This window comes from Nocardia sp. NPDC019219, assembly GCF_040632645.1.
Classification (GTDB): domain Bacteria; phylum Actinomycetota; class Actinomycetes; order Mycobacteriales; family Mycobacteriaceae; genus Nocardia; species Nocardia sputorum.
This window is the reverse complement of the sequence record NZ_JBEYCG010000009.1, coordinates 1-22,411: the sequence shown is the minus strand read 5'-3', so window position 1 is coordinate 22,411 and position 22,411 is coordinate 1. Positions and strand designations below refer to the sequence as shown.

The 22,411-nt window shown below is 68.8% G+C and carries 23 protein-coding genes and 2 tRNA genes; 18 read left to right on the top strand and 7 right to left on the bottom strand.

What is annotated here, in order from left to right:
* Positions 1 to 171 (bottom strand): hypothetical protein, encoded by a 171-nt coding sequence (locus tag ABZ552_RS18040; RefSeq protein WP_169334155.1) that lies wholly within the window; start codon positions 169 to 171, stop codon positions 1 to 3.
* Positions 172 to 361: 190 nt separating this feature from the next.
* Here ABZ552_RS18040 and ABZ552_RS18035 point away from each other — a divergent pair, with 190 nt between their 5' ends.
* From ABZ552_RS18035 to ABZ552_RS18010, 6 genes are all read left to right on the top strand, one after another.
* Positions 362 to 1,180 (top strand): alpha/beta hydrolase, encoded by an 819-nt coding sequence (locus ABZ552_RS18035; RefSeq protein WP_159842162.1) that lies wholly within the window; start codon positions 362 to 364, stop codon positions 1,178 to 1,180.
* Positions 1,181 to 1,349: 169 nt separating this feature from the next.
* A complete protein-coding gene (locus ABZ552_RS18030) occupies positions 1,350 to 1,589 on the top strand; it encodes an MbtH family protein (protein ID WP_067795192.1) in 240 nt (79 codons plus the stop codon).
* A gap of 54 nt (positions 1,590 to 1,643) precedes the next feature.
* Entirely contained in the window at positions 1,644 to 1,850 is a 207-nt protein-coding gene (locus ABZ552_RS18025) for a hypothetical protein (protein ID WP_281877168.1), read from the top strand.
* Positions 1,830 to 1,904 (top strand) — tRNA-Thr (locus ABZ552_RS18020). Before ABZ552_RS18025 ends, ABZ552_RS18020 begins: the two co-directional genes overlap by 21 nt.
* Before the next feature lie 17 nt (positions 1,905 to 1,921).
* A tRNA-OTHER gene (locus tag ABZ552_RS18015) sits at positions 1,922 to 1,994 on the top strand.
* A gap of 848 nt (positions 1,995 to 2,842) precedes the next feature.
* Positions 2,843 to 4,555, top strand: coding sequence for a glycoside hydrolase domain-containing protein (locus ABZ552_RS18010; RefSeq protein ID WP_281877170.1), 1,713 nt, complete (start codon positions 2,843 to 2,845; stop codon positions 4,553 to 4,555).
* A 161-nt stretch (positions 4,556 to 4,716) separates the two neighbouring features.
* Here the strand turns inward: ABZ552_RS18010 and ABZ552_RS18005 are convergent, their stop codons facing one another.
* A complete protein-coding gene (locus ABZ552_RS18005) occupies positions 4,717 to 5,142 on the bottom strand; it encodes an HIT family protein (RefSeq protein WP_357438378.1) in 426 nt (141 codons plus the stop codon).
* A gap of 48 nt (positions 5,143 to 5,190) precedes the next feature.
* Positions 5,191 to 5,568 carry a PH domain-containing protein gene (locus tag ABZ552_RS18000; protein WP_043718981.1) on the bottom strand — a complete coding sequence of 126 codons (378 nt, stop codon included), beginning with the start codon at positions 5,566 to 5,568 and terminating at the stop codon, positions 5,191 to 5,193.
* A 149-nt stretch (positions 5,569 to 5,717) separates the two neighbouring features.
* Here ABZ552_RS18000 and purD point away from each other — a divergent pair, with 149 nt between their 5' ends.
* Entirely contained in the window at positions 5,718 to 6,989 is a 1,272-nt protein-coding gene (purD, locus tag ABZ552_RS17995; protein ID WP_357438375.1) for a phosphoribosylamine--glycine ligase, read from the top strand.
* A 79-nt stretch (positions 6,990 to 7,068) separates the two neighbouring features.
* Here purD and ABZ552_RS17990 read toward each other — a convergent pair whose 3' ends face one another.
* On the bottom strand, positions 7,069 to 8,040 hold the full coding sequence (locus tag ABZ552_RS17990) for a M23 family metallopeptidase (RefSeq protein WP_357438372.1): 972 nt from the start codon (positions 8,038 to 8,040) through the stop codon (positions 7,069 to 7,071).
* 53 nt (positions 8,041 to 8,093) lie between these two features.
* Between ABZ552_RS17990 and ABZ552_RS17985 the strand changes: the two genes are divergently transcribed.
* The 5 genes from ABZ552_RS17985 (at position 8,094) to ABZ552_RS17965 (ending at position 12,692) form a co-directional block, all read left to right on the top strand.
* Positions 8,094 to 9,263 carry a pyridoxal phosphate-dependent aminotransferase gene (locus ABZ552_RS17985; RefSeq protein ID WP_357438369.1) on the top strand — a complete coding sequence of 390 codons (1,170 nt, stop codon included), beginning with the start codon at positions 8,094 to 8,096 and terminating at the stop codon, positions 9,261 to 9,263.
* Positions 9,264 to 9,391: 128 nt separating this feature from the next.
* Positions 9,392 to 10,087, top strand: coding sequence for a TetR family transcriptional regulator (locus ABZ552_RS17980; RefSeq protein ID WP_281919094.1), 696 nt, complete (start codon positions 9,392 to 9,394; stop codon positions 10,085 to 10,087).
* Positions 10,088 to 10,093: 6 nt separating this feature from the next.
* Positions 10,094 to 11,515 carry an adenylosuccinate lyase gene (purB, locus tag ABZ552_RS17975; protein WP_281919093.1) on the top strand — a complete coding sequence of 474 codons (1,422 nt, stop codon included), beginning with the start codon at positions 10,094 to 10,096 and terminating at the stop codon, positions 11,513 to 11,515.
* A gap of 64 nt (positions 11,516 to 11,579) precedes the next feature.
* Complete coding sequence (locus ABZ552_RS17970; RefSeq protein WP_281919092.1) at positions 11,580 to 12,146, top strand: hypothetical protein; 567 nt, start codon at positions 11,580 to 11,582, stop codon at positions 12,144 to 12,146.
* Positions 12,147 to 12,269: 123 nt separating this feature from the next.
* Positions 12,270 to 12,692: an HIT family protein gene (locus ABZ552_RS17965; RefSeq protein ID WP_281877184.1), complete on the top strand. Its 423-nt coding sequence runs from the start codon at positions 12,270 to 12,272 to the stop codon at positions 12,690 to 12,692.
* A 301-nt stretch (positions 12,693 to 12,993) separates the two neighbouring features.
* Here the strand turns inward: ABZ552_RS17965 and ABZ552_RS17960 are convergent, their stop codons facing one another.
* Positions 12,994 to 14,082, bottom strand: coding sequence for an alkene reductase (locus ABZ552_RS17960; RefSeq protein WP_281877185.1), 1,089 nt, complete (start codon positions 14,080 to 14,082; stop codon positions 12,994 to 12,996).
* Between the two features lie 46 nt (positions 14,083 to 14,128).
* On the opposite strand from ABZ552_RS17960, the gene ABZ552_RS17955 reads away from it, so the two are divergent.
* The 3 genes from ABZ552_RS17955 (at position 14,129) to ABZ552_RS17945 (ending at position 17,510) form a co-directional block, all read left to right on the top strand.
* Entirely contained in the window at positions 14,129 to 14,500 is a 372-nt protein-coding gene (locus ABZ552_RS17955) for a MerR family transcriptional regulator (protein WP_195085738.1), read from the top strand.
* Positions 14,501 to 14,510: 10 nt separating this feature from the next.
* Positions 14,511 to 16,679, top strand: coding sequence for a S9 family peptidase (locus ABZ552_RS17950; RefSeq protein ID WP_281877186.1), 2,169 nt, complete (start codon positions 14,511 to 14,513; stop codon positions 16,677 to 16,679).
* Positions 16,680 to 16,808: 129 nt separating this feature from the next.
* Entirely contained in the window at positions 16,809 to 17,510 is a 702-nt protein-coding gene (locus tag ABZ552_RS17945; protein WP_357438362.1) for a DUF2334 domain-containing protein, read from the top strand.
* A gap of 132 nt (positions 17,511 to 17,642) precedes the next feature.
* Here ABZ552_RS17945 and ABZ552_RS17940 read toward each other — a convergent pair whose 3' ends face one another.
* Entirely contained in the window at positions 17,643 to 19,034 is a 1,392-nt protein-coding gene (locus ABZ552_RS17940; protein ID WP_357438359.1) for a glutamate decarboxylase, read from the bottom strand.
* Between the two features lie 211 nt (positions 19,035 to 19,245).
* Here ABZ552_RS17940 and ABZ552_RS17935 point away from each other — a divergent pair, with 211 nt between their 5' ends.
* Positions 19,246 to 20,601, top strand: coding sequence for a dipeptidase (locus tag ABZ552_RS17935; RefSeq protein WP_281919088.1), 1,356 nt, complete (start codon positions 19,246 to 19,248; stop codon positions 20,599 to 20,601).
* Between the two features lie 2 nt (positions 20,602 to 20,603).
* Here the strand turns inward: ABZ552_RS17935 and ABZ552_RS17930 are convergent, their stop codons facing one another.
* Positions 20,604 to 21,248: an MBL fold metallo-hydrolase gene (locus ABZ552_RS17930; protein ID WP_357438356.1), complete on the bottom strand. Its 645-nt coding sequence runs from the start codon at positions 21,246 to 21,248 to the stop codon at positions 20,604 to 20,606.
* 131 nt (positions 21,249 to 21,379) lie between these two features.
* Here ABZ552_RS17930 and purS point away from each other — a divergent pair, with 131 nt between their 5' ends.
* Positions 21,380 to 21,616 (top strand): phosphoribosylformylglycinamidine synthase subunit PurS, encoded by a 237-nt coding sequence (gene purS, locus ABZ552_RS17925; protein ID WP_063023328.1) that lies wholly within the window; start codon positions 21,380 to 21,382, stop codon positions 21,614 to 21,616.
* Positions 21,613 to 22,290 carry a phosphoribosylformylglycinamidine synthase subunit PurQ gene (gene purQ, locus ABZ552_RS17920; RefSeq protein ID WP_281877191.1) on the top strand — a complete coding sequence of 226 codons (678 nt, stop codon included), beginning with the start codon at positions 21,613 to 21,615 and terminating at the stop codon, positions 22,288 to 22,290. The genes purS and purQ overlap by 4 nt, the downstream gene beginning before the upstream one ends.
* Positions 22,291 to 22,411 lie beyond the last annotated feature (121 nt).

The following is a 22,411-nucleotide window of genomic DNA, read 5'->3' as shown; positions in this document are numbered from 1 at the left end:
TTATTCGCCTCGAGCGTTCGGTCCAATACCCAGCATGGACAACAACATCCGGCATTCGTCGGCGTCCTCGGCGTAGGCCGCGACCACCCGCTGCGCCTGACGCGCGGTTTCGTCGGCGAGCGGTTCCAGATCGTCGTCCGCAATGTCGTTCGCGCTGCCCTTCGCGGCCATCGTCAAGTCCTCCCGGCTCAGTGCGCTCTTGCCCTGCGAAAAGTCAATGGTATGCGACGCTGGGAGGTGCACTCGCCGGGGCGTTGGCCGAAGCGCGGTACGAGGCCGCCGAGGCACCCCGGTCGGTGCGTCTTCCCCGCCGGTCCCTATACCGTGGGGAACGCAGCACCAACTCCACGAAAGGGTCGACATGCCGCTGGCCACGGTGAACGGGATTTCCCTCAACTATCAGGTGAAGGGTGACCGCGCCAAGGGCTCCGCGCCGCTCGTGGTCATGATCATGGGTACCGGCAGTCCCGGCCGGGTGTGGGAGCTGCACCAGGTCCCGGCCCTGGTCGCGGCCGGTTACCGGGTGTGCACGTTCGACAACCGCGGGATCGCCCCGTCCTTCGAGGCGGCCTCCGGCATGACCATCGACGAGCTGGTCGCCGACACCGCCGCCCTGATCGAGTTCCTCGACGAGGGCCCGGCGCTGGTGGTGGGCACCTCGATGGGCGCGCGCGTGGCCCAGGAACTGGCGCTGGCCCGCCCGGACCTCGTGCGCAAGGCGGTGTTCATGGCCGGACACGGGCGGCTGGACCAGTTCCAGAAGACGCTGTCGCTGGGCGAGCACGAGCTCGACGCCGCGGGGGTGAAACTGCCGCCCAAATACGAGGCGGCGATCACCGCGGTCATGAATCTGTCACCCGCCACCATGGCCGAACCGAACGCCGCGCGCGACTGGCTCGACCTGTTCGAGTTCACCGGCGGGCCGGTCCCGCCCGGCATTCGAGCGCAGCGCAGGATGGACCACGATTTCGACCGGGTGCAGGCCTACCGGGGGATCCGCGTGCCGTGTCTTTCGATCGGATTCGCCGACGACCGGATGATTCCGCCGTATCTGTCCAGGGAGATCGCCGAGGTCATTCCGGGTGCGCGGTACCAGGAGATACCGGACGCCGGGCATTTCGGATATTTGGAACGGCCGGAGGCGGTCAACAAGATTCTTCTGGACTTCTTTGCGGGCTGATTGCGCGTCGGCGGGGGTGACAGCGTAGGTAACCACCCAGGCGTAACGTCTTGCTTGCTAGTGTCGAAACAACGCTCGGGGTCTCTCGGCGCCAGGGGTTGGCAGCAACCAGGCGCCGGGTGAACCAGGAGCGATCCCGTACATAGCGCCAGTATCCAGTGAGGTGAAATTGAGCACCAACCCCTTCGATGATGAAGACGGCCGCTTCTTCGTCCTGGTCAACGACGAGGAACAGCACTCTTTGTGGCCGGCCTTCGCAGAGGTTCCAGCCGGATGGCGAGTCGTGTTCGGCGAGGACAGCCGCGCCGCCTGTGTCGAGTACGTGGAGAAGAACTGGACCGACATGCGTCCGAAGAGCTTGCGTGACGCCATGGCCGCGGACGACGCGGCCCGTCAGGGCTCTGTCTGAACCGTCGCGCCCTCGGCGCGGCGTGTTCGCGGCCGCTTGACGGCTCGCGTCCGAGTGACCGCCGATCGCGACCTGGTCGCGCGGCGGCCACTCGGCCGCGAGTTCGGTCGCGAACGGCGCAAGCTCGATCTCGCTTCGCTCGAAAGCGGTTGTCGGGCCGGTACGGTCGCGTTCGGCGTCGAACGCGCATTCCGTTGTGAGGCGGACGCCGTACCGGGCTATGATGACAACCGCTTTCCCGCCTCCTTAGCTCAGTGGTAGAGCACTCGCCTTGTAAGCGAGCGGTCGTCAGTTCAATCCTGACAGGGGGCTCCATCCGGCTGCTGGGCGTGTTGCTCAGTGGTAGAGGCCGTGCCCGATGTTGTCAGCGAGCGGTCGTCAGTTCAATCCTGACAGGGGGCTCCATCCAGCCGCTGGGCGTGTAGCTCAGTGGTAGAGGCCGTCGGTGTTGTCAGCGAGCGGTCGTCGGTGCACCCCTGACGAGGGCTCAATGGAGTTGCTGCGAGTGTGCAGCTGATCGATCGGCCGTGGCCTATGTAGTAGGTGAGCGGTGGTCGGTTTCGATCCGGCAGGAACTCCACCGGGTCGCCGCGCATGTATCGCTCAGTGGTGGAGGCCGTGAGCCTCGGGGCGAGCCCGAGAATGCCGGGTGGTTCGATCCGCCACGAGGGACGGCGGCGGCGAGACCGCGCCGGATCGAGGTCGGCTGGTGTGCGGTCGCTCCAGGGGACTGGACAGGAATATAGGTGGGCCGGTCGCCCACGGGTGCGGAACCGATGTGGCCCGAGCGGACCGCTCACGACTTCGATTGTTCGGCCCGCGCGACGCGACTGGGGCCGGAAACAGCTGTCACCGGTGTACGGTGAACGTTCTGCGAATGCGTCCGGTCCGGATTCGGTGCGGCAACAGGGGAATTCGACAATGCGGTCCGGAGGCAACGGTCTGCGAAGCGGCCGACCAGTATGACGGTCGGTGGCGAACGATCAGCAGATCTGATTACCGACTGACGAGCATGTTTTCGGCTACGAGTCCGTTTGTAGTCTGGTGTGCGCAAACAGGTCTCGTGCTGAGCCAGATCAGGTCACGCGCAAACACCGGATGAGCTACAAACTAGACATGTGGGCATACTTCGCGCACATTCGGGCGACTCTAGCTCTGTCGGGTTCACCATCTGCTGAAAGTTACTGAGATGTACGAATTCAACGCGTTACTGCCGAACGTTGCGCGGGCTCGTACGACCCAGGGGGTGCGCGATGACTGAGTTGATCGACTTCTCCGCGGCGCTCATCGAGCCGCAAGCGATCAAGGACGCCGGGTACGCGGGCGTCATCGGCTACTTCAGTGATTCCCGTCCGGGCACGAATTTCGGTGCGAAGCCGCTGCGGCGGGAATATTGCGACCGGTTACGCGCCATCGGGCTCGAGATAGTGACCAATTACCAGTACGGCAAGGGAGAGACGGCGGACTGGAAAGGTGGTTACGCCGCGGGCGTGCGACATGCGCGGATCGCGCTCGATTACCACATCGCGGCCGGCGGACCCGGCTTCCGTCCGCTGTATGCCCCGGTCGACGCCAATCCGACGCTGGCGGAGTGGAATTCACTCATCGCCCCGTTTCTGCGGGGCTGGGCGTCGGTCGTCGGGTTGGAATGGACCGGTATGTACGGCAATGCCCGATGCATCGACTGGGCGCTCGAGGACGGCGTCGCCAGTTGGTTCTGGCAACACAACTGGTCGGGCGATTCGTCGATCAACGGCGACCATCCGGCCGCGCACATCCATCAGATCCGCATCGACCGCGACCGAGTGGCGGGCGTCGTCGTCGATGTCAACAAAGTCCTCGCCGACGACTACGGCCAGTGGTCGAAGGCTCTGTCGAATCCAGGGGGAGCCGTGCAGAAGCCGGAATACGTCGAATTGGACCGTATGGGCGACTCCGCGTCCAGCCGTCACGGGGCGCGCATCGAGAATTTCTTGCTGCACACCCAGGAAGGCAACGGAACGGCCGAAAGCCTGGCCAACTATCTCAACAATCCGGCGAACGGGGTGAGCTATCACTACACCGTCCGCGACCGCGTGGTGGTCGACGTGGTGGACACCGATCTGGCCAGCTGGTCGGTGCTGGACGCGAACTCGTTCACGATCAACCTCTGCTTCGCGGGCAGCCGCGTCGCGTGGAGCCGGGACGACTGGCTGCGCATCCGTGACGACATCAGGATCGCGGCCTGGCTCGCGGTGCAGGACGCGCGCAAATACGGGTTCGACACGTATGTCATCGCGCCGCCTTACCAGCGGCGGCAGGGAATCTCCGACCACAAGTACGTCACCGAGTGTCTGGGCATCGGCACGCACACCGACGTGGGACCCAATTTCCCCTGGGACGTGTTCGCCGACGACGTGCGCGGTTTCGCCACCGGCGAGCCGGGCGACCCGGAGCCGAACGCGATCAACGACTGCGCGGCGGCGAATCCATGGCTGGGTGAGCGGATCACGGAGGGCGAGATCGCTACGCCCGACGGCGCGGGTCGCTTCGCGCAGTTCGAGCACGGGTACATCTATTGGCATCCGGACACCGGCGCGCACGCCATCCCGGAGACACTGTGGGGAAAGTTCGAGGAATTGGGCTGGGAGGCCGGTCCGCTCGGCTATCCGATCACCGATCGCGCCGTCTTGCCCGGCCCGGACGGCCAGACGGCGGGTGAAGTGCAAGGTTTCCAAGGCGGCGCGCTCTACCGGCGGCAGACGAGCGACACCGTGTGCTGGGTGCACGGCGCGATCCGCGACCGCTGGAACCGCTCGGGTTTCGAGAACGGCCCGCTGGGCTGGCCGACGACCGACGAGATCCCGTGGGACACGGGTACGTATCAGGACTTCGAGCACGGCCGGATCTACTGGACCCCGAGCCAGACTCTGGCCACGGTAGCGGTCGGCGGAGTCGATACACCCCTGCACGACGTGGCGAGCTGACCGCAAGCGGCCGGACCCCACACGATCGAGGCGACAACTGATCTCGCTCGAACATGGGTAACTCACCGGCTACGCCCAGAACACGCGTGGCACCCAACGCAGGACCTGAACGCAAATCCAGCGCCACCCAACTCGTACGGCCTGATGCCCGGAGAGGCGGGTCAGTCGGGGACGTTGGCGCCGTAGCCGAGGTCGCGCAGCGCCTGCTTGATCTTGGCCTGGGCCTCGTCCAGGGACTCCGGGCTCGGGTTCGGGTCGGCGCCGGAGATGTCGAAGTCACCCAGCGAGAAGGCCGGGAACACATGCACGTGCAGGTGCGGCACTTCCAAACCCGCGATCAGCAGACCGGCGCGCGGCGCGTCCCACGCCGCGCGCACGGCCCGGCCGATCTTCTGGGCGACGGCGGTCAGCCGGGCGAAGGTGTCGGCGTCGATGTCCTGCCAGTGGTCGATCTCCTTGCGGGGCACCACGAGCGTGTGACCAGGGGTGACCGGGGCGATGGTGAGGAAGCCGACGAACTCGTCGTCCGCCCAGACGAAACGGCCTGGGAGCTGGCCGGCGATGATCGCGCTGAAGACAGAAGCCATGTCCCGCAGCGTAGACGCGTCCCTGCACCGAGGCGCAGGCCCCGCGCGCTACACCGCGACGAAGTGCGACAGGATGCCTTGCACCTCGTAGATGTCCACCTGCCGGTTGAACCGCTTCAGCAGCGGTTCCGCGGTGCCCGCGATCCAGATGGCCAATTCGGCGTCCAGATCGAAGGTGCCCGCGGTCTCCACCGAGAAGTGGGTGATCGCGCGATAGGGAACGCTGTGGTAGCTCACCTTCCGGCCGGTGACGCCCTGCTTGTCGATCAGGATCAGGCGGCGATTCGTGAACAGCATCGCGTCGCGGACCAGCAGGTATGCGGCATAAACCTGCTCGCCGTTGCCGAGGAGCTTGGCGTACTCCTGTTGCGCCTGCCCCGGATCGATCCGGCCGGCGTTGCCCATCAGTCCGTCGATCAGACCCATCTGCGCACTTCCTTCGGGTGCTCCGGCGGCACGAGTGGTCAGGCCCCAGGTGAGCGAAATGCCGCCACATCGGTTGTCCCCATTCATCATCCCCTTCGCGCGCACCGGCAGCCGCGATCCCGCCGGACGGCTCGTTTAGGCTGTCTGCCGTGCGTGTACTCGTCATCGGTTCCGGAGCCCGTGAACATGCCCTCGTCCTGGCGCTGCGCCGGGACCCCGCGGTGACCGCGCTCTTCGCCGCCCCCGGCAACGCCGGGATCGCCCAGCACGCGCAGGTCCGCCCGGTCGACCCGTGCGCCGCCGAGGACGTGGTCGCGCTGGCTACCGAGGTGGACGCCGACCTGGTGGTGATCGGCCCCGAGGTCCCGCTGGTGCTCGGCGTCGCCGACGCGCTGCGGGTGGCGGGCATCCCGTGCTTCGGGCCGTCGGCCGCGGCCGCCCGGATCGAGGGCTCCAAGGCGTTCGCCAAGGATGTGATGGCCGCGGCGGGCGTGCGCACCGCGCACAGCGAGGTGGTGGACAACCCGGCCGAACTGGACGACGCGCTCGACCGCTTCGGTCCCACCTGGGTGGTGAAGGACGACGGACTCGCCGCGGGCAAGGGCGTGGTGGTGACCGCGGACCGTTCCGCCGCGCGCGAGCACGGGGCCGAACTGCTCGAGCAAGGCCACCCGGTGCTGCTGGAATCGTTCCTGGACGGCCCGGAAGTCTCGCTGTTCTGCCTGGTCGACGGCGAGACGGTGGTTCCGCTGCTGCCCGCGCAGGACCACAAGCGCGTCGGTGACGGCGACACCGGGCCGAACACCGGCGGCATGGGCGCCTACACGCCGCTGCCCTGGCTGCCCGAGGAGACCGTCACCGCGATCGTCGAGGACGTGGTGCAGCCCGTCGCCGCCGAACTGGTGCGGCGCGGCAGCGGTTTCTCCGGCCTGCTGTACGCCGGGCTGGCGATCGGCGCGGCCGGCCCCGCCGTGGTCGAGTTCAACTGCCGCTTCGGCGATCCCGAGACGCAGGCGGTGCTGGCCTTGCTGGACAGCCCGCTCGGCGAGCTGCTGCACGCCACCGCGACCGGCACGCTGGCGCAGGTGGAGCCGCCGCGCTGGCGCGACGGCGCGGCGGTCACCGTGGTGCTCGCCGCCGAGAACTACCCGGGCCGCCCGCGCCTTGGCGACGCGATCTCGGGTGCGGGCGAGGGCGCGTCCGGCGAAAACACGACGGTGCTGCACGCGGGCACCACGCAGCGCGAGGACGGGACGCTGGTCTCCGCGGGCGGACGAGTGCTGAACGTGGTCGGCGTCGGCGCCGATCTCGCCGAGGCCCGCACCCGCGCCTACGAGCGCATCGCCGCGATCAAACTGCCGGGCAGCCATTACCGCACGGACATCGGCCTGGCCGCCGTCGAAGGTCGCATCGAGGTCTGAGCCCGCGCCTCGGCATCCGCGGCCATACGCACCGGTCCACGCGGACAGCAGGTCCGTCACGATGCCACGGAGTCGCCGCTCAGCCGAGCGTGAGTCCGCGCATCGCCAGCCACTGCTGCGGGTCCACGTGCTGTCCGCCGACGATCACCTCGAAGTGCAGGTGCGGGCCGGTGGAGTCGCCGCGATTGCCCATGCGGGCGATCTGCATCCCCGCGGGCACCCGTTCGCCGACCGAGACGAAGAAGTCGTACATGTGCCCGTAGACGGTGATGCTGCCGTCGTCGTGGCGGATCCGCACCCAGAGACCGAAGCCCTGCGCCGGTCCGGCATCGATGACCGTGCCATCGGCGACCGCGTAGATCGGGGTGCCGATCGGGCCGGCGATATCGATGCCGTTGTGGAAGGTGCCCCAGCGGGACCCGAAGCCCGAGGTGAAGATGCCGCGCGTGGGCAGCGCGAAGCCCCTGCCGCCCGGCGCGAGCGCCCCGGGCTGCACCGGCGCGGTGCCGGTCATCCACGGCTGACGCTCGCCGGCGACGGCGGCGGCCGCTTCGGCCTTCGCGCGTTCGAGCGTCGCGCGCGCGGCGGCCGCGACCACCGCCTGCTCCCGCAGCCGCTCGCCGTTGGCGATCGCGTTCAGCAACCTGGTCACCGAGGGTGGGGTGTTCTGCATCTGCGGTGGATACGCGACGGCGACGAGCTGGGCGCGATCCGGCGCCGGAGTGCGATCGGTGACCATCCCGGCGAACGACGTGTCGCCCGCGGCGAACACCGCGGTCGCGGCGAGTCCGGCCAGCAGCACCTTGTGCTTGCGCGCCAGCGCGAGCACCTGCTCGCCGGTGGGTTTGCGCCGCCACAGGTCGCGAGGATCCGGTCTGCGCTCCCACAACTGCCTGCGGCGTGCCCACAGGACGCGCGGATCGAGCCTGCCGCCCCCGAGCAGCCGCTTTCGGGGTCGCGGCGAGCGCGCGCGCCAATCGCGCGGAATGATGCCGATGCCGGCCACTCCGCGCACTCGGTCGAGCCCGTCTCGTCGAGCCTTATCGAGCATCGGGTAGACCATAACCGCGGCCGTGCGGTGAAGCGTGCTCTACCGTCTGTCGAGTGTCCAGAGAATCTCGCCGGTCGACCATTCCACCTTTCTACGTGATGGATGTGTGGAAAGCCGCCGCGGAACGCGCCCGGACGCACGGTGATGTGCTCGTGCTCGCGGCGGGACAACCGTCGACACCCGCGCCCGCGCCGGTCCTGCGCGCGACCGAATTGGCCATTCAGTCCGAATTGCTCGGTTACACCGAGACTTTCGGCATCCTCGCGATTCGCGAAGCGATCGCCGAGCACCATCGCGAGACCTATGGTTACCAGGTCCATCCGGACGACGTGGTCGTGACGACCGGCTCCTCCGGCGCGTTCTCGCTGATCTTCCTCGCCGCGTTCGACCCCGGGGACACCGTCGTGGTCGCGCGTCCCGGTTATCCGGCCTATCGCAACACGCTCGCCGCCCTGGGCTGCCGTGTGCTGGAGTTGGACTGCGGCGCCCAGACCAGATTCCAGCCCACCGTCGCCATGCTTGAGGCGCTTCCCGAGCCGCCCGCCGGTCTGGTGGTGGCCAGCCCCGCCAACCCGACCGGCACCATGATCGCCCCCGCGGAACTCGCCGCGCTCGCCCGGTGGTGCGAGGAGCACGGCACACTGCTCATCTCCGACGAGATCTACCACGGCATCACCTACGACAGTGCGGGCGCCGACAACGCGACCTCCTCGGCCTGGGAGACCTCGCGGGAATCGGTGGTGATCGGCTCGGTCTCCAAGTACTTCTCCATGACGGGCTGGCGGCTGGGCTGGATGCTGGTGCCGAGCGGGCTGCGCCCCGCGCTGCAGCGCCTGGCCTCGAACCTGACCGTCTGCCCGCCCGCCATCTCGCAGTACGCGGCGCTGCACGCGTTCGGCGCGGAGGCCAAGGAGGAGCTCGACGGGCACGTCCGGCGGTACGCGGTGAACCGGCGATTGCTGCTGGAAGGGCTGCCGAAACTGGGCATCACCGACCTCGCCCCGGCCGACGGCGCCTTCTACGCCTACGCCGACATCGGTCACCTCACCGACGATTCTCGCGCCTGGTGCGCCGACGTCCTGCGGCACACCGGTGTCGCGCTCGCGCCGGGGGTCGATTTCGACACCGTCAACGGACACCGCACGGTCCGCTTCTCGTTCGCCGGAGCCACCGCGGACATCGAGGCGGCGCTGCTGCGTCTAGGGCACTATCTAGCGGTTTGAAAGACCGGTCCGGCAACAACTTTTCGCAGTTCGGCACCCTGGCCCCGCGGATGCGGTAAAACAACGATGGTTGCTTTTCCTCGCTGATTTCCCCTGGAAGAACTGATGACGACTGGCACGATGGCACGGTGATCACCGCGACGACCCCGAAAGGCGAACGGCGTCGCCAGGCTTTGATAGCCGCCGCTGCCGAGCTCCTGCTCGAAGGCGGATTCGAGGCGGTGCGGCATCGTTCGGTTGCGACGCGCGCTGATCTGCCCCTGGCGTCGACCACCTACTACTTCGAATCCCTGGACGACCTCATCGCGCGGGCGGTCGAGTTCAGCGGCATGGCGGAGCTGGACGCGATGCGCAGGCGGGTCGGCGAAGTGAGCCACCGCCGCCGCGGCGCGGAGGCCACCGTCGACCTGGTGCTCGATCTGCTGGTGGGCAGCGACGGTCCCGACGAGGGCGCCCGGGGGCAGCTCATCGCCCGCTACGAGCGCTCGGTCGCCTCGGCGCGGCACCCGGAGCTGCGCGAAGTCCAGCTGCGGCTGCGCGCCCAGCTGGACGAGTTGCTGGCCGACGTGCTGCGCCGCTCCGACCGGATGGTGCGGCCGGAGCAGTTGCGCAGGCTGGTCGCGGTGGTGGACGGCGCCGTGGTCGCCGCGCTCACCGAGATGGACCCGGAACCGCGGCGGATGGCCCGCGGCGCGTTGCTGGAAGTGATCGACATCGTCGCGCCCCCGGCGCGGGGGGCGGCCCCCGAGGCCGCCTACGTGACCACGGACGGCCCCGTGCGCGCCACGCCCCAGCAAGTGGATCGTTACCGAGCACTAGACTGACCGGACGTGAGCATCGTCCCCAATGTCCTGGCCACCCGTTACGCCAGTCCCGAGCTGGTGCACCTGTGGTCGCCGGAGCACAAGATCGTGCTGGAGCGGCGGTTGTGGCTGGAGGTGTTGCGGGCGCAGGCGGAACTGGGCGTCGACGTGCCCGAGGGGGTCGTCGCCGACTACGAGCGGGTGCTCGACGAGGTGGACCTCGCCTCCATCGCCGAACGCGAGCGGGTCACCCGGCACGACGTGAAGGCGCGCATCGAGGAGTTCAACGCGCTGGCCGGGCACGAGCACGTGCACAAGGGCATGACCAGCCGCGACCTCACCGAGAACGTGGAGCAGCTGCAGATCCGGCTCTCGCTCGAGCACGTGCACGCGCACGGCGTCGCGATCGCCGCGCGCCTGGCCGAGCGCGCCGCCGAATACCAGGCGCTCGTGATGGCGGGCCGCTCGCACAACGTCGCGGCGCAGGCCACCACGCTCGGCAAGCGGTTCGCCTCCGCCGCCGACGAATTGCTGATCGCGCTGAACCGGCTGCGCGAACTGATCGACCGCTATCCGCTGCGCGGGATCAAGGGCCCGATGGGCACCGCGCAGGACATGCTCGACCTGCTCGGCGGCGACCCCGGCAAGCTCGCCCGGCTGGAGCAGCAGGTGGCCAGGCATCTGGGTTTCGCGACCGTGCTCACCAGCGTGGGCCAGGTCTACCCGCGCTCGCTGGATCACGACGTGCTCTCCACCCTGGTCCAGGTGGGCGCGGGCCCGTCCTCGTTCGCGCACACCATCCGGCTGATGGCCGGGCACGAGCTGGTCACCGAGGGCTTCCAGCCCGGGCAGGTGGGCAGCTCGGCGATGCCGCACAAGATGAACACCCGCTCCTGCGAGCGGGTCAACGGCTTGCAAGTGGTGCTGCGCGGTTACGCCTCGATGGCCGCAGAGCTGGCGGGCGCGCAGTGGAACGAGGGCGACGTGTTCTGCTCGGTGGTCCGCCGCGTCGCGCTGCCGGACGCGTTCTTCGCCATCGACGGGATGATGGAAACTTTCCTCACCGTGCTGGCCGAGTTCGGCGCCTATCCGGCGGTGATCGCCCGCGAACTGGACCGGTATCTGCCCTTCCTCGCCACCACCCGCATCCTCATGGCGGCCGTCCGCACCGGTGTCGGCCGCGAGACCGCGCACGAGGTCATCAAGGAGCACGCCGTCGCGGTCGCCCTCGCCATGCGCGAGCAGGGTCGCGAACCCGATCTCCTGGACCGCCTCGCCGCCGACGCGCGCCTGCCCCTCGATCGCCCTGCTCTCGACGCGGCGCTGGCCGACAAGTCGGTCTTCGTCGGCGCGGCCGAAGCCCAGGTCGCCGATGTGATCGGCCAGGTACAGAAACTGGTCGACCGGTACCCGGACGCGGCGCGGTACTCGCCCTCACCGATCCTGTAGCGGGACTGCGTCTTTCGCGACGATATCGTTCGTCGGCCTGGTCGGGGGCCGGTATTGTCCCCCGGTGCCTTTCCACGCTTTCGTAGACGAGTCGGTCCGACGCGATCGTTATCTGCTGTGCGCCACCACGGTGCCATCGGAGCAGTTGTCACTGGTTCGCTCCCTCGGACGCAGCTTCTGTCTGCCGGGTCAGCGTCGATGGCACTTCAACCATGAACCCGATGCCCGACGTCGCAAGATCCTTTCTGCGATGGCTCGAACGGACGGCATAGCAGCAACTATTTACGAGGGCTACGGACCCGAGGTCGATACACGGCGTGAATGTCTCACCCAGCTTGTAACAGACCTGATCGATCTGAAGGCGGGCCGACTCGTAATCGAGTCGCGGGAGAGTCAGGACCAGCGTGATCGCCATTGCATCGCGGCAGTGCTCCGGAAAGCATCGGCGCATCTTCCGTACACGCACGTACCGCCGCACACCGAGCCCGCGTTGTGGTGGCCTGACGCCATCGCCTGGGCATTCGGCGCGGGTGGGAACTGGAAGGCGATGGTGACGCCACTGGTGCGGGCCGTGGTTGCTGTCGGAGACCACCCCGAACAGCGCGAAACCCGACTGCCCACCGTCCGGTGAAGAGCCGGGTCCACTTCTCCCAGCTACTGCCAGGAGCTGATTCGATGGTACCGCACCCGATGTGTTCGGGCTACGTGATTGCGTAGCCCGAACACAACAAGCTGACCGCATAGGCTGCGGGTCGTGAATCCCTACACGATTTTCGCCGATATCGTCGCCGGGCGGGCGCCGTCGAGCAAGGTCTACGAGGACGACGATGTCATGGCGTTCATGGACATTCGGCCGATGACCCCGGGGCATTTGCTGGTGGTGCCGAAGGTGGCGGCGCGCAGTCTGGCGGAGCTCGATCCGGTCGTCGGGGGGAAGTTGTTCCAGGTGGGGCAGCGGTTGGCGGCGGCGTTGCGGACCAGTGAGGTGGGATGTGATGGGGTCAATTTCTTTCTGGCGGACGGGGTGACGGCCGGGCAGGAGGTGTTCCACGTGCACCTGCACGTGATCCCGCGTACTCCGGGCGACGGGTTCGGTTTGCGCGGGCGCCCGACCAGTCCGCGGCGGGAGGACTTGGACTATCTGGCCGCCTCGATCCGCGGCGCGCTGGGCGCCTGAGTTCGCCGCCGATCATCGAGTGAATGCCGTTGTGTACTCCGGCTGGTCATGGCCCAAGGCGGCAGCGGTCGGCGCGTTCGTGAGAGGGCTCCGCAACGCTCGACTGTGATCCCCAGCCGAGCGTTGCGAAACTTTCGAACCGCTGCATGTCGGGCTACCGCGTGCCGACCGTTCGAACCCGAGCGGCAGAAAGGGCCACTTCGGATCTCGGCGATCGCTCGATGGCCCCAGCGGGTTCAGCCTCTCGGGCATTCGCGGGACGCGATGAATAGGCCGCGCCCGCGTTCCCGAGAGCGACCGGTCAGTCGCGCACCAATTCGGCTGCCGACCAGTTCGGATAGTCGCTGTAGCCCTCGGCGGTGCGGCCGTAGAGGAACTCTTCGCGAATGGGGGCCAGTGGGAGGTCGTAGCGGATGCGGTGCACGAGGTCGGGATTGGCGATGAACGGCCTGCCGAAGGAGACCAGGTCGGCGAGGCCGGCGCGTAGTGTCTCCTCCGCGCCCGCCGCGGTGGTCGGCTCCCGGTTCTCGCCGATGTTCGCGATGAGCGTGCCGTGCCAGCGCGGGCGCAGATCGCGCAGGGCGGGGTAGTGGTCGTTGTCGGTGAGGTGCAGATAGGCCAGGCCGCGCCGGTCGAGTTCGGCGACGAGGGCGCGGTAGAGCGGGGCCGGGTCGGCCTCGGACATGTTGAACTGCGGGTTGCCCGGCGAGAGCCGGATCGAGGTGTGCTCGGCGCCGATCGCGTCGGTCACCGCGTCCACCACGGCAAGCGGCAGCCGCATCCGGTTGACGATCGAACCGCCGTACTCGTCGTCGCGCAGGTTGGTGTTGTCGGCCAGGAACTGGTGTGGCAGGTAGCTGTTGGCAGCGTGGATCTCGACACCGTCGAAGCCCGCCGCCACGGCATTGCGCGCGGCGGCGGCGTAGTGCCGCACGGCGGCCTCGATGCCGGCGCGGTCGAGCGCGGCGGGCGTGATCGGATCGGCCTTGCTGCCGTCGATCAGATGCACCCGGTCGTCGTCCACCACCGCCGACGGTCCGGCGGGCCAGGAACCATCGATCCGGGCGAGCGGATGCCCCTTGCGTCCGCCGTGCATGAGCTGCGCGAAGATCCGTCCGCCGCGCGCGTGCACGGCCTCGGTGACCCGCCGCCACGCCGCGACGTGCGCGGGCGTCTGCAGTCCGGGTACCCATGCTTCGCTCTGGCCGGTCGAGTGCGGCCAGATGCCCTCGGTGATGATGAGCCCGGCCGTCGCGCGCTGGGCGTAGTAGTCGGCGACAGCATCGGTCGGCGAGCCGTCGGGCAGCGAGCGCAACCGGGTCATCGGCGACATGACGATCCGGTTGGGCAGGTCGAGCGGATGGTTGCGGTATTCGGTCAACAGCAGCATGGCTGTACCGTAAAACCTGACATCGATGTTAGGTCAAGGAGCGAATGTGCGGATCGGTGAACTCGCCGAGCGGACCGGTGTGAGCGTCCGGTCGCTGCGGTACTACGAGAGCAAGGGTCTGCTGAGCTCGGAGCGCACCTCCGGTGGGCAGCGGGAGTATCCGGAAGCGGCGGTCGACCGGGTCCGGCGCATCCAGGAGATGTTCGCCGCCGGCCTGCACAGCGACACGATCGGTGAACTGCTGCCGTGCATCCACGACGTCGACGGGACGCCCAACGCCACGGCGACGCCGTTCCTGGTCGAAAAGCTCACTGAGGAACGCGCCAGAATCGATCAGGCGATGCGCGACCTGCGCCGGACCAGCGACGTGCTCGACGGCATCATCCGTGCGGCGGGTGGCGAGGCCGCCGAACAGTAGGGTGGACGCCATGGCTCTCGACAGCGGAACGATCTCCGAAACGGGTAGCGGCGCGGTGACGCCGCCGGTCGCCGAGACGGTGCCCACCGAGCGGGTGCACCACGGCGATATCTTCGTCGACGAGTACGAGTGGCTGCGGGACAAGGAGAATCCCGACGTCATCGCCTATCTGGAGGCGGAGAACGCCTACACGGAGGCGCAGACCGAGCACCTGAGCACCCTGCGCGAGACGATCTTCGACGAGATCAAGGCGCGCACCCAGGAGACCGATCTGTCGGTGCCGACCCGGCTGGGCGACTACTGGTACTACTCGCGCAGCTTCGAGGGCAAGCAGTACGGCGTGCACTGCCGGTGCCCGATCGCCGAGGACGCCGAAGGCATCGATGCGTGGACCCCGCCGCAGCTGAGCGCCGACACCGAGGTCCCGGGCGAAGAGGTGCTGCTCGACAGCAACGAACTGGCCGAAGGGCACGATTTCTTCGCCCTCGGCGCGTTCTCGATCAGCCATGACGGCACTCTGCTCGCCTACTCGGTGGACAACGTCGGCGACGAACGGTACGTGCTGCGATTCAAGGATCTGCGCACCGGCGAACTGCTCGGCGACGAGATCGCGGGCACCGCCCCCGGCGCGACCTGGTCGCTGGACGGCAGCCACGTCTTCTATCAGACCGTCGACGAGTCGTGGCGGCCCGACACGGTGTGGCGGCACCGGATGGGTAGCACCGATCCCGACGTCAAGGTGTTCCACGAGCCCGACGAGCGCTACTGGGTGAGCATCGGCGCCAGCCGCTCGGAGAAATACCTGATGATCTGGGTCGGGTCCAAGATCACCAGCGAGGGCTGGGTGCTGGCGTCCGACGATCCGGAGGGTGAGTTCCGGGTGCTGCTGCCGCGTCGCGAGGGCGTCGAGTACTCCGCCGAGCACGCGGTGATCGGCGGGCAGGACCGGTTCCTGATCCTGCACAACGACGTGGTCGACGGCGTCAAGGCGCAGAACTTCGTGCTCGCCGAGGCGCCGGTGGACGACCCCTCGAACCTCACCCAGCTGATCGGCCATCGCGAGGACGTGCGGCTGGAGGACATCGACGCGTTCCGCGACCACCTGGTGCTCAGCTACCGGCGCGAGGCGCTCACCCGGATCGCGGTCTGGCCGCTGACCGCCTCCGGTTACGGCGAGCGGCGCGAACTCGAGTTCGATCTGGAACTCTTCGCGGTCGGCACCGGCTCCAACCCGGAGTGGGCCCAGCCGACCCTGCGCATCGGACTGACCTCCTTCATCACGCCGATGCAGGTGTTCGACTACGTTCCCGCCACCGGTGAGCTGCTGTTGCGCAAGGAACAGCCGGTGCTCGGCGGTTACGACGCGACCGAGTACGAGCAGCACCGGGATTGGGCCGTGGCCGAGGACGGCACCCGGATCCCGATCTCGCTCGTGCGGAAGAAGACCACCGCCGACGGGCCGAAACCGTTGCTGCTGTACGGCTACGGTTCCTACGAGGCGAGCATCGACCCCTCGTTCTCGGTTGCCCGATTGTCGCTGCTGGATCGCGGCATGGTCTTCGCTGTCGCGCACGTGCGCGGCGGCGGCGAGATGGGCAGGCTCTGGTACGAGCACGGCAAGACGCTCACCAAGAAGAACACCTTCACCGACTTCGTGGCCGCCGCGCGGCATCTCGTCGACACCGGGGTCACCGCTGCGGACCGGATGGTCGCCGACGGCGGCAGCGCGGGCGGACTGCTGGTCGGCGCGGTGGCGAATCTGGCCCCCGAGTTGTTCGCGGGCATCCTGGCGAACGTGCCGTTCGTCGATCCGCTCACCTCCATCCTGGATCCGTCGCTCCCGTTGACCGTGATCGAGTGGGACGAGTGGGGCAACCCGCTGGCGGACAAGGACGTCTACGAATACATGAAGTCCTACTCGCCGTACGAGAACGTCGAGGCCAAGGACTATCCGGCGATCCTGGCCATCACCAGCCTGAACGACACCCGGGTGCTCTACGTCGAGCCCGCCAAGTGGATCGCCAAGCTGCGCGCCACCGCGACCGGCGACGCCCCGCTGTTGCTGAAGACGGAGATGAGCGCGGGCCACGGCGGGGTCAGCGGACGGTACGAGAAGTGGCGGGAAGTGGCCTTCGAGCACGCCTGGGTGCTGGACACGGTCGGCCTCGCCGACGCGTAGCGCACCGGCTGCCGAGCGCGGCGGCGCGCCGACCGCGGGGTATGCGCTCGGCACAGGCGTGGCGGAGAGTTCGCCACCTGGTCATACAGTCTGCACATCACGGACACGTGCGGCTGGCACCGTGGGATCATGAACGCTGAGCTGATCGTATCGATCTCCGGGATCAGGGACACCACCCGGGACGCGGCGATGGATTTCGCCGAGGAGATGGATCGGCGCGGCGTGCCGCTCTCGCTGCTGGTCGCGCCGCGGCTGAAGGGCAAGTACCGATTGCTCGACGACCCGGCGACGCAGGCGTGGCTGCGCGGCAGGAGGGCCCGCGGCGACGCCATAGTGCTGCACGGGTACGACCAGGCGGCCACCAAGCGGCGGCGCGCCGAGTTCGCGGCGCTGCCCCGGCACGAGGCGCGGTTGCGGTTGACCGCCGCGGATCGGGTGCTCGAGCAGGCCGACCTACGCACCCGGCTGTTCGCGGCCCCGCGCTGGGATGCCTCGACGGGGGCGCTGGACGCGCTGCCCGAGGTCGGTTTCCGGCTGGCGCTCGGCCTCACCTCCATCATCGACCTGGAGCGCAACACGGCGCAGAAGTCCAGGGTGTACGGCATCGGCGAGGGGTTCCGCGCGGAGCCCTGGTGGTGCCGCGCGCTGGTCATGGGCGCCGCGCGGACCGCCCGGCGCGGCGGTGTGCTGCGGCTGGCCGTGTCCGCCGCCCAGCTGGCGCGCTCTGGTCCGCGCCAGGCCATGCTCGATGCCGTCGACCTGGCGCTGTTCCACGGTGCGGCGGCCGCGACCTATCGGTGGGAGCCCTTCCCGGCCGTTCGCGCCGCATGACTGACGCCGCGGGTGACGGTGGGTCGGCCCCGTCGCCCGCGGCCGGTCGGGAGCTTCGCGCGACCGATCGGCGCCGCCGCCCGCGAATGGCGTAGCCGGGCGGCGGCGCTGTCACGTTCAAGGCTGTCACGTTCAGGACGGAGCGACCTTCGTCTCCGTCACGGCAGGCGTCGCATCGTGCGTGAAGCCGCCCGCCTCCTGGCGCGTGAGCGAGGTCGAGAACGGACGCTGCCGTAGCTGGTCCATGCAGCGGCGGAGGTCGGCGAGCAGCAGATCGGCCATGTCGACGGTGAAACCGTGGCGCAGTACCGCGCGCATCACCGTCTCCTCGTTCCGGTCGGCCGGCAGCGGGTAGGCCGCGATCAGCCAGCCGCGCGAGCGCAGCCGATCGGACAGGTCGTAGAGGTTGAAGCCGGGATCGCCGCTCAGGCGCCAGCACACGGCCGTGATGCCGCGCTGCGGATCGCCGTCGTGGATCAAGTCGAAGGTCCCCAGCTCACGCACTCCCGCGGCCAGGTGCTGCGCCGCCCGGTAGATCGCGGACTGCACCCGGGCGTAGCCGGTGCGTCCCAAGCGAATGAACTGGTAGTACTGCGTGATGGCCTGCCCGCCGGGCCGGGAGAAGTTCAGGTTGAAGGTGGCCATGCTGCCGCCGAGGTAGTCGACGTCGAAGATCAATTCCTCCGGCAGATCGGCGGCCTCGCGCCAGATCGCCCAGCCCGCGCCCAGCGGGGCCAGGCCGGTCTTGTGGCCGGAGGCATTGATCGACTTCACCCTGGGCAACCGGAAATCCCACACCAGCTCCGGCGCGGCGAAGGGGGCGAGGAAACCTCCGCTGGCCGCGTCGACGTGGATCGGGATGTCCCAGCCCTTTTCGCGCTGCAACGCGTCGAGCGCCGCGCTGATCCCGGCGACGTCCTCGAACAGTCCGGTGTAGGTCTGGCCGAAGGTGGGCACGACCATCATCGTGTTCGCGTCGCAGTACGCCGCGAGGTCGTCGGGGTGCATGGTGAGCCGGTCGCCCCGCAGCGGGATCTGCCGGATCTCGACGTCGAAGTAGCGCGCGAACTTCTCCCAGCAGACTTGAACCGGTCCGCAGACGAAGTTGGGCGTCCCGCTGCCGCCACGCTTGCGCCAGCGGAATTTCGCCGCCAAGCCGCCGAGCATGGCCGCCTCGCTGGACCCGATGGTCGAGGTGCCGTGCGTGCCGGCTGGATCCGGCGCGTGCCACAGGTCGGCGACCATCCGGACGGCCCGGCGCTCCAACTCGGCCGTCTGCGGGTACTCGTCCTTGTCCACGATGTTCTTGTCCAGGCATTCGGCCATCAGTCTGCGCGCCTGGTCGTCCACCCACGTGGTGCAGAACGTGGCCAGGTTCATCCTGGAGACGCCGTCGAGCAGCAGCTCGTCGTGCACGATCTCGTAGGCCACCTGCGGGAACATCTCGTGCGGCGGAAATCCGGTCCGCGGCGCGGACCGGCTGAGCCCGGGCAGGGCGAACAGGTCATCGGCTGCTTCGGACATGCGAACGGCCTCCCGATTCGACTGGTGTGCGGGCGTGCCTGCCGAGAATGCCAGCAGTTTGCCATCATCCTCGATCCTCAGCTTGGCACACCATTTCCGCTGCTGGTCGCACTTCGCGCGTACGGTGCGTCCCACCCGGACCGCGGAGCGGGCGCGAACACCCGGCCCGTGGCGTGAACTTCGCCCCGGCGGCGGGGGATAGGGTGTGGGAATGGTGGAGGACGTGCGGGTGGCGGAATTGCGCGCTGCCGTGGCCGGGTTGATGGGGCAGGCGAAAACCGATTTGGCACAGCTTGTTTCGTTCCGATCGGTGGCCGATCCGCGGCAGTATCCGATCGAGGAGTGCGACCGGGCGGCGCAGTGGGTCGCCGACGCGTTCGCGGCCGCCGGACTCACCGCGGTCGGCCTGCACGAAACGTCGGACGGCACCAAGGCGGTCGTCGCGTCCCGGCCCGCGCCCGACGGCGCCCCCACGGTGTTGCTCTACTGTCACTACGACGTTCAGCCGCCGCTGGACGAGGCGGCGTGGCGCACCCCGCCGTGGGAGCTGACCGAGCGGGACGGGCGCTGGTACGGCCGCGGCAGCGCCGACTGCAAGGGCAACATCGTCATGCATCTGACGGCTCTGCGCGCGCTCGGCCCGGATCTGCCGCTGGGCGTCACCATGGTGGCGGAAGGATCTGAGGAGCAGAGCACCGGCGGACTGGAGCGGTTCGTCGAGGCCGAGCCAGAGCTGTTGCGCGCGGACGCGATCGTGGTCGGCGACTGCGGCAACTTCGCCGCCGGTGTGCCCACCTTGACGCAGACGCTGCGCGGCGGCGTGAATGTGGTGGTCACCGTCGAAACCCTCGCCGGCCCGCTGCATTCCGGCATGTTCGGCGGACCGGCACCCGACGCGCTGGCCGCGCTGATCCGGCTGCTGGCCTCGCTGCGCGACGAGCGCGGCAACACGACCATCGACGGGCTGCCCAACGATCAGGTCTGGCCGGGCGTCCAGTACCCGAGCGAGCAGTTCCACGCCGACGCGCGCGTCCTCGGCGGCGTCGAACTCGTCGGTGACGGCACCGTCGCCGACCTGCTCTGGGCGCGACCGGCGCTGACGGTGCTCGGCATCGACGCGCCTCCGGTGGTCGGCTCCGCCGCCGCGATCCCGGCGACCGCGCGCGCCCGGCTGAACCTGCGCATCCCGCCGGGCACCGACCCGGACCAGGCGTACCGGGCGCTCGTCGCGCACCTCGAGGCGCACACGCCGTGGCGCGCCAGGCTGACCGTCGAGCTGGAAGGCACCGGGGCGCCGTTCCGGTCCCCGACCGGCGGACCCGCGCGCGCCGCGATGGAAGCGGCGCTCGCGGCGTCCTACGGTCGTCCCGCGACCACCCAGGGGCAGGGCGGCTCGATCCCGCTGTGCAACGTCTTCGCCACCACCTACCCGGACGCGGAGATCATGCTGCTGGGGGTCGAGGAGCCGAAAGCCCTGATCCACGCACCCAACGAGAGCGTCGATCCGAAGGAGATCGAACACATGGCGCTGGCCGAGGCGATATTCCTCGCGACCTACGCCGGGTAGCGCTACAGCTCGATGTCGTTCTCCGGTGCGAGCACCCGGAATTCCGTTCCGGCCGGCGACATCTCGGACAGCCTGCCGAAATAGATGCCTTGCGCCTCCTCCCGGATGATGCCGTAGTGGATGGGCAGCGCGACACGCGGAGCGACGGCGCGCAGGTAGTCGACGGCTTCGCTGACCCGCATCCACGGGGCGGCGGCCGGAGCGGCCAGGACGCCGACCGGGACCGGCGGCACCCACAGCGAGTCGCCGGGGTGGACGAGCTGCGCCGGGTCGTCGGCGGTGCCCAGCTGGAAGACGGTGTTGTCGATCACGGGGATCTCCGGATGGATGACGGCGTGCCTGCCCCCGCCGCCGGTGATGCGCAGATCACCGAGGGTGAGCACATTGCCCGCGTGCACCGCCTCCCACCGCTCGCCGCGCTGTTCGGCGGTCTGCGGATCCGAGAGCAACCGCGCACCGGGATTGGCCTCGACCAGCGCATCGATCCGGTTCGGGTCGATGTGGTCGGGATGCTGGTGGGTGACCGCGATCGCGTCCAGACCGGTGAGGCCCTCGAAACCGTGCGAGAACGTGCCCGGATCGAACAGGATCTTCGTGCCGTGCAGCTCGACGAGGAGGCAGGAGTGACCGAAGTGGGCTATGCGCATGCCGCCATGCTAGCCACGGCCGATGTGTTCTCCGCGACATCGCCGCCGTCTCGGCCGACCCCGCGGATGACGCACTCGACCAGCACAACTACGCTGCTGAGGTAACCCCCCAACCACATGAGGAGCAACGCGTGGCACGAGTCGTGGTCGAGGTGATGCCGAAGGCCGAGATCCTGGATCCGCAGGGGCAGGCCATCGTCGGCGCACTCCCGCGCCTGGGATTCGAGGGCGTCTCGGACGTGCGGCAGGGCAAGCGATTCGAACTCGACGTCGACGACAGCGTCGACGACGCCGCGCTCGAGCAGATCGCCGAATCGCTGTTGTGCAACACGGTGATCGAGGAATGGAAGGTGGTTCGCCTCTCATGACCGCCCGCATCGGGGTCATCACGTTTCCGGGCACGCTCGACGACGTCGACGCGGCCAGGGCGGTGCGCCTGGCCGGCGCCGAGGCGGTCAGCCTGTGGCATGCCGACGCCGACCTGAAGAGCGTCGACGCGGTGATCGTGCCCGGCGGCTTCTCCTACGGCGACTACCTGCGGGCCGGCGCCATCGCCCGGTTCGCTCCCGTGATGGGCGAGGTCGTGCGCGCGGCGGGCGCCGGGCTGCCGGTGCTCGGCATCTGCAACGGCTTCCAGGTGCTGTGCGAGGCCGGGTTGCTGCCTGGCGCACTGACCCGCAACGAGGGTCTGCACTTCATCTGCCGCGACGAATGGCTCACCGTGGAATCGGTATCGACGGCGTGGACCTCGCGCTTCGAGCAGGGCGCGCAGATCCTGGTCCCGCTCAAGTCCGGCGAGGGGCGCTACCAGGCGTCGGAGGCCGTGCTGGACCAGCTGGAAGGCGAGGGTCGGGTGGTCTTCCGTTACGCGAGTGACAACCCGAACGGCTCGCAGCGCGGCATCGCGGGCATCGCCTCGGCCAACGGTCGGGTCGTCGGCCTGATGCCGCACCCCGAACACGCCACCGAGCCGCTCACCGGCCCCAGCGACGACGGGCTCGGCCTGTTCCTCTCGGTTCTGGACACGCTGGTCGCTGTGTAATTTGCCAGCGCCTTCGGCGCTGGGTGTTCGCGGCCCCCTGGTGGCGAGGGGTGTTGGCGACCCCCCCAGGGCCCTAGTAGCGGGAGGCGGGGGCGGCCCAAACCCGCCCCCGGCCCCCACA